A 13,144-nucleotide genomic window follows, 5' to 3' on the forward strand; every position below is an offset into this window, starting at 1 on the left:
GTCCGGACGACGGCGGAGGCCGGCTCCCGCGCTGGGAGCCGGCCTCCGCCGTCGTCGTCTGCCGCCCTCGCGCCGGTCGCACCCAGGCGACCGCGCGAACGCACGGGTCAGTCGCGCGTGAGCTTGCGGTGGGTGACGCGGTGAGGCGCAGCCGCGTCGGGGCCGAGGCGCTCGATCTTGTTCTCCTCGTAGGCCTCGAAGTTGCCTTCGAACCAGTACCACTTCGATTCGTCCTCGTCCGTGCCCTCGTAGGCGAGGATGTGGGTCGCGACGCGGTCCAGGAACCAGCGGTCGTGGGAGACCACGACGGCACAGCCGGGGAACTCGAGGAGCGCGTTCTCGAGGCTCGAGAGGGTCTCGACGTCGAGGTCGTTGGTCGGCTCGTCGAGGAGGAGGAGGTTGCCGCCCTGCTTGAGCGTGAGCGCGAGGTTCAGACGGTTGCGCTCGCCACCGGAAAGGACGCCGGCCTTCTTCTGCTGGTCCGGACCCTTGAAGCCGAACGCCGAGACGTACGCGCGGGACGGCATCTCAACCTGGCCGACCTGAATGTGGTCGAGCCCGTCCGAGACGACCTCCCAGAGCGTCTTGTTCGGGTCGATGCCGCCGCGGCTCTGGTCGACGTAGGAGATCTTGACGGAGTCGCCGACCTTGAGGTCGCCGCCGTCCAGCGACTCCATGCCCACGATCGTCTTGAACAGCGTGGTCTTGCCCACCCCGTTCGGACCAATGACGCCGACGATCCCGTTGCGGGGCAGCGAGAACGAGAGCCCGTCGATGAGCACGCGGTCGCCGAAGCCCTTGCGGAGGTTCGAGGCCTCGATGACAAGCTGCCCGAGCCGGGGCCCCGGCGGGATCTGGATTTCTTCGAAGTCGAGCTTGCGCGTGCGCTCGGCCTCGGCAGCCATCTCCTCGTACTTGGCCAGACGGGCCTTCGACTTGGTCTGGCGGCCCTTCGCGTTCGAGCGGACCCACTCGAGCTCTTCGGCGAGGCGCTTCGCGAGCTTGGCGTCCTTCTTGCCCTGGACCTCGAGGCGGGCGCGCTTCTTCTCGAGATACGTCGAGTAGTTGCCCTCGTACGGGTAGAGGCGGCCGCGGTCGACCTCACAGATCCACTGCGCGACGTGGTCGAGGAAGTAGCGGTCGTGGGTCACGGCGAGGACGGCGCCGTGGTACTTCGCGAGGTGCTGCTCGAGCCACTGAACGCTCTCGGCGTCCAGGTGGTTGGTCGGCTCGTCGAGGAGGAGGAGGTCCGGCTTCTGCAGGAGGAGCTTGCAGAGCGCGACGCGGCGGCGCTCACCACCGGAGAGGACGCGGACGTCGGCCTCGGGGGGCGGGCACCGGAGCGCGTCCATGGCCTGCTCGAGCTGGGAATCGAGATCCCAGGCGTCGGCAGCGTCAATGGCCTCCTGGAGCTTGCCCATCTCCTCGAGGAGAGAGTCGTAGTCCGCGTCCGGGCTCGCCATCTCTTCCGAGATCGCATTGAAGCGCTCGAGCTTGGCGTGAATCTCCGCCACGCCCTCCTGGACGTTGCCGAGGACTGTCTTCTCCTCGTTGAGCGGCGGTTCCTGGAGCAGAATGCCGACGCTGTATCCCGGGGAGAGCCGGGCCTCACCGTTGGACGGCGTGTCGAGCCCCGCCATGATCTTGAGAATCGTCGACTTTCCCGCGCCGTTCGGGCCCACGACGCCGATCTTGGCGCCGGGGAAGAACGACATGCTCACGTCGTCAAGGATCACCTTGTCGCCCACGGCCTTTCGGGCCTTGGTCATGGTGTAGATGAATTCCGCCATGGTGTTTAATCTATCGGCTCGTCACGGGGAACTCACATCGCTACGCCTCGCCCAAGGCCCAAGACGGCCTCGGATCACGCGTACGGAAGCACCAGTTCGGCGAACCGCTCCTTCATCGTGGCCAAGGTCCTGTCGCCGTCCGCGTCCCAGATCTCCTGATTGAAGATCTCGACCTCGATCGGCCCCGTATAGCCCGCATCGCGGACCCACGAGGTGATCGTCGTGAAGTCGATCACGCCGTCGCCCATCATGCCGCGCGAGAGGAGGGCATCCACCGCGATGGGCAGGTTGAAGTCGCACACCTGATACGACGCGAGGCGCCCTTCTCGCCCGGCGCGCGCGATCTGCTCGCGCAGCGCGGGATCCCACCAGACGTGGAACGTGTCGACGGCGACGGCCACGTCTGCGGCGTCGAACGGCGCCGCGACGTCGAGGGCCTGGCCGAGCGTCGAGACGAGCGCACGGTCCGCCGCGTACATCGGATGAAGCGGCTCGAGCAGCAGGCGGACGCCGTGCTCCCGCGCGAACGGCACAAGCTCGGCCAGCCGGTCGGAGATGCGCGCGCGGGCCGCAACGACGTTGCGATCGCCGGCGGGCAATCCGCCGACCACGAGGTAGAGGTCTCGTGTCCCGAGCGCCTCCGCCTCGAGAATCGCCTCGCGGTTGTCCGCGAGGGCCGCGGCTTGCCCGTCTGCGTCGGCGGCCGTGAGGAAACCGCCTCGGCACAGCGACGAAACCCCGAGGCCCGAGTCCTTGATCATGCGGGCGGCCTCCGCGAGCCCTGCCTCGTGCACGCGATCCCGCCAAGGCCCTATCGAGGGGATTCCCGCGCGAACGCAGCCATCCACGACCTCGCGGAGGGTCCAGCGCTTGGTGGTCGCGCTGTTGAGCGACAGCCGCGAGTAGTCGGTCACTGGGCTACCCCGTTCACGTTCAGGAACTCGGCCATGCGGGACGCCGCGAGCGCCGGGTCGAGGAGCAGACCCGCCCGGTCGGCGAGCTCGAAGGTCCGGGCCAGATGGGGCACTGACCTCCCAGACTGCAGGCCGCCCACCATCTGGAAGCCGGGCTGGTGCCCGTTGAGCCACGCGAGGAACGCGATGCCGGTCTTGTAGTAGAAAGTCGGCGCGCTGAAGATGTGCAGCCCGAGCTCGCGGGTCGCGTCGAGGGCGCTCCGCGCCTCGGCCGGCTGGCCGGCGTCGAACGCCTGGAGCGCCGCCGAGGCCGCGGGATAGATCGCCGCGAAGATGCCCAGGAGCGCGTCGGAATGACGCTCGCCGTCGCCCGCGATGAGCTCCGGGTAGTTGAAGTCGTCCCCCGTGTAGAGGCGTACCCCTTCCGGGAGCGCCGCGCGGAGAGCCTTCTCGTGCTCGGCGTCCAGGAGCGAGACCTTCACGCCGTCGATCTTGTCCGCGTGTGCGCGGATGAGGTCCAGGAACGTGCCGGTCGCCGTGGCGATGTCCTCGCTCCCCCAGTAACCCTTGAGGGCCGGGTCGAACATCGTGCCGAGCCAGTGCAGAACCACCTGCTCGCGCGCCTCGCGGAGGAGGGCGGAGTACACGCGGAGATAGTCGTCAGGGCCCGAGGCCGCCTTGGCGAGCGCGCGCGAGGCCATGAGGATGGCCTTGGGGCCGGCATCCTCGACCGTGGCGAGCTGCTCGCGGTACGCGTCGAAGGCGCGACGTACGCCCTCCGCGCCCACGGGCACGCTGGCGAGCTCGAGCTGGTCGGTTCCCGCGCCGCACGCGACGAGATCCCGGACGGAAAGGCCCTCCGTGGCGCCCCGGCCCGACGCGGCGACGGCCCTCGCCTCCGCCCCAACGCGGCGGATGAGCTCGCGGGTCGCGGCCCAGTCCAGGCCCATGCCACGCTGCGCGGTGTCCATCGCGTCCGCGACGCCCAGGCCGTAGGACCAGAGCTCGTGCCGGAACGCGAGCGTGCGGTCCCAGTCGAGAGATGCGAGGGCGCCCGGCGTGTTGTCCGCTCCGACAGCCGGAATGACGTGGGCGGCAGCGTAGGCCTTGCGAGACGCGAACGGCGCCTCGGGGCGAGACCACGCGCGCGCCGGGGCTAGCTTGTAGGGCCGCGTGCCGCCGTCGGACGTTGGAAGGGTGACGCTCAGAGTCGAGGTGACGGTCGCGGTCACAGGACGATCTCCGGAATCTCGAGCGTGCGGCGCTCGGTGTTCGACCTGAGGCCGAGCTCCGCGAGCTGGACGCCCCGCGCCGCGGAGAGCAGGCCATAGCGGTGCTCGCGCCCAGCGAGGACGTCGCGCAGGAACTCCTCCCACTGGAGCTTGAAGCCGTTGTCGAGCTCGCGGTTGGCCGGGACGTCCTGCCACTGGTCGCGGAACGACTCGGTCACGGGCAGGTCCGGGTTCCAGACCGGCTTGGGCGTGTGCGCGCGGTGCTGCGCCACGCACTTGGTCAGGCCAGCCACGGCGGAACCGTGGGTGCCGTCGACTTGGAACTCGACGAGCTCGTCGCGGTAGACGCGCACGGCCCACGAGGAGTTGATCTGGCCGACCACGGGATCCCCGCCCGGGGTCTCGAGCTCGAAGATGCCGTACGCGGCATCGTCCGCGGTGGCCTCGTACTCCCGCCCGGCCTCGTCCCAGCGCGCCGGGATGTGCGTCGCCGTGAGCGCGTTGACGCTCTTGACCGTGCCGATGATGCCTTCGAGGACATAGTTCCAGTGGCAGAACATGTCCGTGGTCATGCCGCCGCCATCCTCCTTGCGGTAGTTCCACGACGGGCGCTGGGCCGGCTGGACGTCACCCTCGAAGACCCAGTAGCCGAACTCGCCGCGGATTGAGAGGATGCGACCGAAGAAGCCCTCGTCGACGAGGCGGCGGAGCTTCACGAGGCCCGGAAGGTACAGCTTGTCGTGGACAACGCCCGCCGTCACCCCGGTGTCGCGACCGATTCGCGCGAGCTCGACGGCCTCCTCGAGGGTCTCGGCGGTCGGCTTCTCCGTGAAGATGTGCTTGCCGGCCCGCATGGCCTTGCGCAGCGTCTCGGCCCGGAGGCTCGTCATGGACGCGTCGAACACGATGTCCACAGTTGGGTCTGCGATGAGCGCATCGAGGTCGGTCGACCACTCGGAAACCTTGTGCAGCTCAGCCAGCTCGCGGAGCTTGGCCTCATTGCGGCCCACGAGAATTGGCTCGACCTGCACGCGGCTCCCGTCGTCGAGGAGGAGCCCACCGGAATCTCGAATCGGCAGGATGGACCGCAGCAGATGCTGGCGGTAGCCCATCCGGCCAGTGATGCCGTTCATGGCGATTCTGAGGGTTCTCGTTTCGGTGGCCACTGCCGCCTCCTTGCGTAGACTCCGGCGTACCGGAGCGAGTGGTGGCGCTTCGCATTTCGGAAAGCGCATTCCGTGGGTCCAGTGTGCGGCACGACACTCTGGATTGGCAAGCGCATTCCCTCAAAGGCCCTTCCGGTGCCATAATCTGGCCAATGAAAGGGAGGAGACCCTATGGCAGCCGTGACACTGAGCGAAGTCGCGCGAGCCGCTGGCGTGTCCCCGGCCACCGCGTCTCGAGTCCTGAACGGTTCGAGCAGGACGCCAGGCGCGGACATCGCGGACCGGGTACGCGCCGCCGCGGACGCCCTCGGATACATCGCCAACGCCCAAGCCCAGGCCCTGGCCCGTTCGAGTTCGGGGCTCCTCGGGCTCATCGTGCACGACATCGCTGACCCCTACTTCTCGTCGATCGCCCGAGGGGTCCAGTCCGCCGCCCGCGAGCTGGGCAAGACCCTCCTGCTCATCTGCACCGAGGGCACTCCGGCCGAAGAGCGCCTCGCCGTCGAGGCCTTTACGTCCCGGCGCACGGACGCGATCGTCCTAGCCGGTAGCCGCTCTGCGCGGCCCGAAGACGCCGACGACAACGCCGCGCTCCTGCGCGAATCGGAGCGGTACCTCGCGAACGGCGGACGGCTGGTCCTCGTGGGCCACGACCTCATCGACAACCGGCCCGGCCGCGGGGCGCTCCGTGCGGCGGGGCCCGGCGGGGAGGCAGGACCGTGGGATGCGGCAGGACCGGGCGGTGCCTCAGGACCCGGCGGTGCGACAGGGCCCGGCGGCGCGACATCCCGGGAGGAGCCCGGCGAGGCGACGACCGCAACGGCCGCTGGCGCGTCCCCCCACCTCGTCATCGACATCCCCAACGAGAACCTCGCCTTCGACCTCGCGCGCGCCCTGTCGCGACAAGGACACACGCGGTTTGCCGTCGTTGCTGGCCCAGAGGGCCTCCTGACGTCCGACCTCCGCCTCGCCGGGTTCCAACGAGGACTCGCGGACGGCGGGCTCGGGCCCGCGGAGGTCACGCGCGCGGGGTTCAATCGGGAGGGTGGCTTCAAAGCAGGGCTTTCGCTCGAGTCCGCCGTCCGGGGCGCCGCACCGGAGGGTTCGGCGCTTTGCATCTTCGCCGTCAACGACCGCATGGCCATGGGAGTCGTTGCCGCGCTGCGGCAACAGGGACTCGAGGCCCCCGCGGACTACTCGGTCGCCGGTTTCGACGACATCAACACGCTCGAGGACTTCTTCCCGGGCCTCACGACCGTCCGCCTGCCCCTCGAGGACATTGGGCGAACAGCAGCTGAAGCAGCCTTGACGACCGCAGGCCACGAGCCCACGGCGGGGAGCGTGATCCTTCGCGAAAGCACCGGGAAGCCCGCCTAGCTCGGGCATCTACGGCCAAGGAACGGCCGTGGCCACGGTGTTGTTCGCGTATTGGACCACGCCGCCGACCGAGACGATCGGGCTGTTCTGATCACACGTGATCAGAACGAGTCTCGCGGGCCCCTCCCGGTCGAAAATGCTCGGCGAGAGGCCCGCCTTAGGGTAGGTCTCGAGCCCAATGACCCTGTATCGGCGAGTGCTACCGTCCGAAGCGGTGAGATAGACGGGCGCGTCGACGGCGATACGGGCCAGCCCCTCCAATGGCGCAAGAGCGCCGTCGGCAAAGTTGACGTGGCCCGCAAGAACAGTCGAGCCACGCGCTGCCCCGAGCGGCGCGGCACGGACGTAATGCGCGATCTGCGGTGCGTCTGGGAGGACCAAATAGCCGTCTTTGTCGGTGGTCTCAACGATCGGGACGCGGAGCCCAAGGTCGGGAATCTCGATCCTCGCGGAGGTTGGTGCCGTGCCAGGCGCGGACCGACCACGATCGGCCGGCACCCCTCCGGGAATGGATCGGCCCGAATCTGCGCCTCCGGCGGTCTCAGAACCTCCGACGGTCTGTCTGAGGAACGGTTCGGGACCGACGAACGCGAGAGCGATGAGGGTCAGGCCGAAGGCCCCGAGGCACGCCGCGACGCCGGTGGCGTACCGGCGTCGCGGCCCCCTGGTGCTTCTTACTCGGCGCACCGGCTGCCAGCTCGCATCTCCGCCCCACGTCGGCGGCGGATTGCGGTCATCCCACCGATGCAAGCGGCGACGACGACGGCGACCGCACCAGCGGCGGCCAGCGGCATGAACGGTCCGCCTGGCAGCGCGCCGGAGGGCCCGGACGTGGGCGGGAGGTTGCCGGCGTTCACGACGGGCGCGGCCAAGGCTGTCGGCGCCGTCGGCTGCTCCGCCACTGGCTGAGCTGGCGGTGCCGTCGGCTGCTCCGCCACTGGCTGAGCTGGCGGTGCCGTCGGCTGCTCCGCCACTGGCTGCCCCGGGGCAGTCGCGATGACGGTTTCAGCCTCGGCACCGCACGTGCCCTGATGCACGACGGTGTCCTTTCCATCAACCGTGATCTTGAGTGTCTCGACGTACCCATAGGTGCCGGCATGGTCGATCGTGTGCGTCGGATATGTCACCGCGGTGGTACCGGGCGGCACGTCCAACCAGCCGGACGCATAGGACGGGTTGACGCAAACAGCCTGAGCGGACCCGTCGGTCGAGTCATCGAATTTGAATTGATCGACCTTCGTCAGCGTCTGCACGCCGTGGCCCGATGGAATGGTGCCGGAGACCTTGCCCGTGTCATGGGACTTGAGCGGAACAGTTCCGTGGCTGGAGGCTTGAGTCGTGATGACCGGCTTCTCGAGCACCGCGGTCTCGGCGGGGACGAGGTATTTCCCGTTCCATGCTTCGGTGCTTTCTGTGGGTTCGATGCTCTCACGCCAGCTCAAGCACGCGCTCTTGCCCTCTGCCCACAGGTTGACAATCCTCGCCCAGGGCACCGCCACTGCCTCGGTCGTCACGCTGCCGTTGCCCGTGACCTGGGTCGTGACCGCGCGGATGAGCTGTGCGTCGGCCGGGGCCTTGTCGGCTCCTCCACCAGCGGCGCATTCGCTCGTGAGGATCAGCTCGGAGACGACGCTGAGCTTCTGGTCCGCGTGGATGCCCGTGACGGTCAGGGTGTCGGCGATCAGGCCTTCGCTGACTGCACTGGTCTTCGTCAGGACCTGGGGGCTGTACTTCACGACAGACTGTTCGCCCGGGTCGCTGAATCCCGCGGCCCAGTCGCCCGTGAAGTAGTGCTGTTGGTCCGCAGCCTGATGGGCAAGGGCAAACCTGACGACCGGGTAGTAGTAGCCGGCCTTGTCCGCTCTGGGCCCTCTCACGATGAGGTCTCCCGGCCTTTCGGCAATCTCCGTTCCCACGCCGAGGCTCGTTGCACCTTCGGGGACGGCTGTGGCAGGTTGCTGCTTGCTCGGGTAGTAGAGCCACTCCACGTCGAAGCGCGCCGCAACGCCAGGAATCCAATCGTTGCCGCCCTTGGCGGTGGTGACGTGGAGCGTATCCGTGAGCATGCCTCCCACGTCCACGTACTGCGGTGCGGTCGATCCGGCCTGAGGCTGAAAACTGCCCCAGATCTCAACCTCCTTCGCCGTGCCGGACACGATCGCGGGAGCGGCCGCCGTCAGCTGGGTCTGGTTTCCTGGGCTCGAGAACTGGCGGAGCGCGGAGCTGATGGAAGCGCTAGTTTCAGTGACCGAGACGCGGCCCCCGCCGTTCACCGCATGAAACGACGGCGTATCGCCCGACGTCCCGGCGTACGTCTGAGTTCCCGTGGAATCGAAGACGGCGTTGCCGGCGAGCGTGAGCTCGATGGGGACCGAGATGGTGCCCGTGGCGCTCGCGATCTGGGTGTTGGTTACCGTTCCGGCCCCTGCGGCTCCGGGTTGGATGGCTGGCGAGGCGCGATACGAACCGGTGTAAGGGGCGGAGGTTTCCCACATCAGCTGCGCCTCGGCGAGGGTGGCGGTCCCGGAAGGCGTGGCGTTGAGGATCTTCAAGACCCGGTCCTGGGTGTCCGTGTAGAACACGTGGATGAGGTCCTGTACGGCGGCATCCCCGGACGGGCTTCGGCCGGAGAAGGCCGATATCGCCCACGCCACGCGAGCCGCCGACTGCGACGTGAGGGCCTCCTCGGTCCACGGGCCCTGCGCTCCGAACGCCGTTCCGTACAGCGAGCAGAACGTTCGCAGTGGGCGTCCCGATGTGGGGTCCTCGATCCACATGCTGCCGAGGGAGGCGTTGAACACCGATCCCTGCGGGCCCGTGTCGGTGTACGTCAGCCCGCTGGCCGCCCCCGTCTCTCCCGAGGGTATCGAGCCGCCGGGGTAGGCGTAGTCGTACGCCGCGGGCGAGGACGCATGAGCTGGGGCAGGCAGGGCGAGTAGGCCGACGACGACGACGGCGAGCGCCGCGGCAGTCCGCCGCAGAGGGCCCGGTTTCGCGGTGCGGGGTCGGTGTCGCATCACGCCGACACCAGTTCAGTGTCGGTGGAGTGGCCGGTCGGACTCCCAGGACTCTTCGGCTGTCCTTCGCCCGTCGCTTCGGCGAGGGGCTCCTCCTCCGCCGAGCCCTCGGAGTCCGGACTCGGAAGGGCCTCGCCTGCCTTCGCGTCGTCGTAGCCCTCGGACGGCACTTCGCCGGTCTGCACGTCCACGACTCCGACGCCCTCGACCGCGACCCGCTGAGCGGCCCCGTCGGCGCGCGGCGGTTCCTGCGGATTGCGCGCGAATTTCGCGGATCCCCAGAGGAGGTCGTGACCCACCGACTCGGCCTCGACCTCGGCCGAGTGATAGATCCGGCCGTCCCGTTCCCACTGCTTGAGCTTGAGCCGACCCACGACGATCACGCGGTGGCCCTTCTTGAGACTCCCGCACATGTTGCTCGCGAGCTGCCGGAAGCCCACGACCGTGAACCAATTCGTGTGGCCGTCGACCCACACGTTGGCCTCCCTGTCGAATCGACGGTCGGTCGCCGCGAGCCGGAAGCTCGAGACGATGTCCCCGCCGTTCGTCGTATTGGTCCTAGGGTCTGTCGCGACAAACCCCCGCACCGTGATGATCTCGCTCAACGCTGACTCCCTCTTTTCTCGGTGACCCGTCATGGGCAGCACCCTCGGGTATCTCCAGCGTCAGGCGCCTCAGCGACGGCGAACATCGGCCCAGGGCCGCATGTGGACAACCCGCCGAGCCGGGTTTTTGGGGAGGACAAACGGCGGGGCGATGTAGAAAACCCCCGGCCCAAAAGGACCGGGGGTCTGATCGCACAATGTGCCCCAGGGGGTGTGTGAATTCAGGACATCGTTCACACATGAGTCGGGACATGCTTCACAGGTGATCGTTCCCCGGTGAGTCGGGACATCGTTTACGGCCTCGGGGGTGAGTCGCGACATCGTTCACACCTCCTCGGGCCCGAGCATGGGCCATGTCGAAGAACAAGGTCATCGTCCTCGCGGTCCTGGAAGGCGGAATGTCCAAGGCCGAGGCCGCCCGCCGCTACGGGGTCACCCGCCGCTGGGTCCACGAGCTCATCCAGCGCTACAGCGAACACGGCCCCGAGGGCCTCGAGGCACGCTCACGCCGACCCCGCACCAGCCCTCAGGCCACGAGCGAGGACATACGAGACCGGGTCCTGGCCCTGCGGGCCGAGCTCGCCGCTGCAGGCCTGGACGCCGGCCCGGCCACGATCCGATGGCATCTGGAGAAGGACAGCGGCACGGCCCCGGCCGTCTCCACCATCCGGCGGATCATCACCGCCGCGGGCCTCGTCACCCCAGAACCGCGCAAGCGCCCCAAGTCGTCCCTGCGCCGCTTCGCCGCCGCCCAGCCGAATGAGACCTGGCAGTCAGACTTCACCCACTGGCACCTCGCCGACGGCACCGACACCGAGGTCATCGACTTCCTCGACGACCACTCCCGGGCCCTGCTCCACCTCACCGCACACCCCAGAATCACCGGCCCCATCGTGGTCGAGGCCTTCCTCGACACCGCCAACGAGTACGGGTTCCCGGCCAGCACCCTGACCGACAACGGCATGGTCTACACCACCCGCCTCGCCGGCGGCCGCGGCGGACGCAACGCCTTCGAAACCCTCCTCGCCTCCCTCGGGATCACCCAGAAGAACGGGTCCCCCGGCCACCCCCAGACCCAGGGCAAGATCTGTGAAGATCGGAATCAGCGCTGTGCCGGTCCCGGTCTGACTCCGGCCAAGGTATGACCACGGTGTCCTGCGTTCGATTTGTCGGCCGGCTCCGGTGCAGCGTCGCGGGGCACGCCGACCGGACGGGACTGACCTGATAGGAGCTTGGACTAGAAGCCCCGTCACAGACTTGTCGCCCGCCCGGCCGGTTTCGCTCCATCCGTCAGAACAGCCCTACGGAAGAGCGGATTCCAGCATGACAATCCAACCCGTCCCCGAGTCAACCGTCGTCCGAGTCATCGGCGGCGTCGACACCCACAAGAACACGCACTACGCGGCCGCGGTCGACGATCACGGCCGCTTCCTCGGCCATCGCGAGTTCCCGGCGAATGACCACGGCTATCAGCAACTGCTGGCCTGGATGCACGAGCACGGCGAGGTCCTCGCTATCGGTGTTGAAAGCACCGGCTGCTTCGGGGCCGCGCTTAGCCGCTTCCTCACCGCCGAGGCGATCCAAGTGGTCGAGGTCAACCGGCCGAACCGGCTCGCCCGTCGCATGGACGGGAAGTCGGACAGGCTCGACGCCGAACAGATTGCCCGAGCAGTGCTTGGACAGACATCGACCGCGACCCCGAAGGCCAAGTCCGGCGTCGTCGAAGTCATCCGGACGCTTCGGGTCACCCGCACCAGCGCCGTGAAGGCCCGCACCAGCACCTTCAACACGCTCTGGGGCGTGATGATCGGAGCGCCATCGCCGCTGCGCGATGAGCTGGTCGAGCTGAGCAAGAAGACCCTGGTCAACCGATGCCTGCGGCTGCGTCCGGAGTCCGATGACCTGCTGGGCTTGGCCGCCGCCCCTGATCGCCTACTGTTGGCCGGTGTCAAGACCGCCTTACGAGACCTGGCACGACGCTGGAAGCAGCTCGACGAGGAGGTCAAGACACTGAACAAGCAGATTGACGCGCTCGTGCGGGCCACCGCACCCGATCTGGTCGGACTGCACGGAGTCGGGGTCGAGATCGCCGGCCAGTTCCTCGTCACCGCCGGCGACAACGCCGAGCGGATCCGCAGCGAAGCCGCCTTCGCCAAACTCTGCGGCGTCGCACCGCAGCCCGCCAGCAGCGGCCGCACGACCGGACGGCACCGACTCAGCCGCGGCGGCGACCGGGCCGCGAACAGTGCCCTCTACATCGTCGCCATCGTCCGGATGCGACACCACCAGCCCACCCGCATCTACGTCGAACGACGCACGGCAGAAGGCCTCAGCAAACGCGAGATCATCCGCTGCCTGAAGCGCTACATCGCCCGGGAGATCTACAGAAACCTCCCACGTCCAGCACTCAAGCACCAGCAAGCACCATCGCTCCAAACAGCGGCTTGACGAACATAGGAGCATCGAGCGCTTCCACCAGACCCTCAAGAAATGGCTCCAAGGCCAGCCCGAGGCCCACACCCTGACCGACCTGAACGAGCTCCTGGCCAAGTTCCGCCGCATCTACAACCACGAACGACCCCACCGCGCCCTGGGCCGGCACACCCCAGCCGAGGCCTACGCCGCGACCCCCAAGGCCGCACCCGCGACAGCCGCCCAGGGGGAACTTCCGCGTCCGCACCGACCGCGTCGACGCCGACGGCAAGGCCACCCTCCGCCACGCCGGACGACTCCGACACCTCGGCATCGGACGCGCCCACAAGCACCAGCGCATCCTCCTGCTCGTCCAGGATGCCGACGTCACCGCCATCGAACACGGCACCGGAGAGATCCTCGCCGAATTCACCATCGACCCGACCAAGGGCTACCAGCCGAAAAAACAGAACACCCCCGGTCCGAGGACCGGGGGTGTTACCGATGTCGCGACTCATCCGTGAAGGATGTCCCGCTTCATCACAAATGTGCCCCAGGAGGGAGTCGAACCCCCGACCAGAGGATTAGAAGGCCCCTGCTCTATCCGCTGAGCTACTGGGGCGGGCGCAGC

The 13,144-nt window shown here is 68.2% G+C and carries 9 protein-coding genes, 1 tRNA gene and 2 pseudogenes; 4 read left to right on the top strand and 8 right to left on the bottom strand.

The window, feature by feature from the left end:
- Positions 1-107 precede the first annotated feature (107 nt).
- From ettA to ACOKR1_RS12670, 4 genes are all read right to left on the bottom strand, one after another.
- Entirely contained in the window at positions 108-1,790 is a 1,683-nt protein-coding gene (gene ettA, locus ACOKR1_RS12655; protein ID WP_415853930.1) for an energy-dependent translational throttle protein EttA, read from the bottom strand.
- A gap of 74 nt (positions 1,791-1,864) precedes the next feature.
- Positions 1,865-2,704 carry a sugar phosphate isomerase/epimerase family protein gene (locus tag ACOKR1_RS12660; protein ID WP_422933402.1) on the bottom strand — a complete coding sequence of 280 codons (840 nt, stop codon included), beginning with the start codon at positions 2,702-2,704 and terminating at the stop codon, positions 1,865-1,867.
- A complete protein-coding gene (locus ACOKR1_RS12665) occupies positions 2,701-3,936 on the bottom strand; it encodes a dihydrodipicolinate synthase family protein (RefSeq protein ID WP_422933403.1) in 1,236 nt (411 codons plus the stop codon). The genes ACOKR1_RS12660 and ACOKR1_RS12665 overlap by 4 nt, the downstream gene beginning before the upstream one ends.
- Positions 3,933-5,102 carry a Gfo/Idh/MocA family protein gene (locus ACOKR1_RS12670; protein ID WP_422933404.1) on the bottom strand — a complete coding sequence of 390 codons (1,170 nt, stop codon included), beginning with the start codon at positions 5,100-5,102 and terminating at the stop codon, positions 3,933-3,935. Before ACOKR1_RS12670 ends, ACOKR1_RS12665 begins: the two co-directional genes overlap by 4 nt.
- Positions 5,103-5,273: 171 nt before the next feature.
- Here ACOKR1_RS12670 and ACOKR1_RS12675 point away from each other — a divergent pair, with 171 nt between their 5' ends.
- Complete coding sequence (locus ACOKR1_RS12675; protein ID WP_422933405.1) at positions 5,274-6,479, top strand: LacI family DNA-binding transcriptional regulator; 1,206 nt, start codon at positions 5,274-5,276, stop codon at positions 6,477-6,479.
- Positions 6,480-6,488: 9 nt separating this feature from the next.
- Here ACOKR1_RS12675 and ACOKR1_RS12680 read toward each other — a convergent pair whose 3' ends face one another.
- The 3 genes from ACOKR1_RS12680 to ACOKR1_RS12690 form a co-directional block, all read right to left on the bottom strand.
- Positions 6,489-6,977: a class F sortase gene (locus tag ACOKR1_RS12680; RefSeq protein ID WP_422933406.1), complete on the bottom strand. Its 489-nt coding sequence runs from the start codon at positions 6,975-6,977 to the stop codon at positions 6,489-6,491.
- Between the two features lie 176 nt (positions 6,978-7,153).
- Entirely contained in the window at positions 7,154-9,496 is a 2,343-nt protein-coding gene (locus tag ACOKR1_RS12685; protein WP_422933407.1) for a hypothetical protein, read from the bottom strand.
- A complete protein-coding gene (locus ACOKR1_RS12690; protein ID WP_422933408.1) occupies positions 9,496-10,101 on the bottom strand; it encodes a single-stranded DNA-binding protein in 606 nt (201 codons plus the stop codon). The genes ACOKR1_RS12685 and ACOKR1_RS12690 overlap by 1 nt, the downstream gene beginning before the upstream one ends.
- A gap of 353 nt (positions 10,102-10,454) precedes the next feature.
- Between ACOKR1_RS12690 and ACOKR1_RS12695 the strand changes: the two are divergent.
- The 3 genes and pseudogenes from ACOKR1_RS12695 to ACOKR1_RS12705 all read left to right on the top strand — a co-directional run.
- A pseudogene (locus tag ACOKR1_RS12695) lies at positions 10,455-11,189 on the top strand (DDE-type integrase/transposase/recombinase); the annotation flags it as partial.
- A gap of 235 nt (positions 11,190-11,424) precedes the next feature.
- Positions 11,425-12,549, top strand: a complete 1,125-nt coding sequence (locus ACOKR1_RS12700) for an IS110 family transposase (protein ID WP_422936549.1) — start codon at positions 11,425-11,427, stop codon at positions 12,547-12,549.
- A 13-nt stretch (positions 12,550-12,562) separates the two neighbouring features.
- Positions 12,563-12,649: pseudogene (locus ACOKR1_RS12705) on the top strand (hypothetical protein); the annotation flags it as partial.
- Positions 12,650-13,062: 413 nt separating this feature from the next.
- Here ACOKR1_RS12705 and ACOKR1_RS12710 read toward each other — a convergent pair.
- A tRNA-Arg gene (locus tag ACOKR1_RS12710) sits at positions 13,063-13,135 on the bottom strand.
- Between the last annotated feature and the right edge of the window lie 9 nt (positions 13,136-13,144).

The organism is Sinomonas sp. P47F7 (genome assembly GCF_049332655.1).
GTDB lineage: Bacteria > Actinomycetota > Actinomycetes > Actinomycetales > Micrococcaceae > Sinomonas.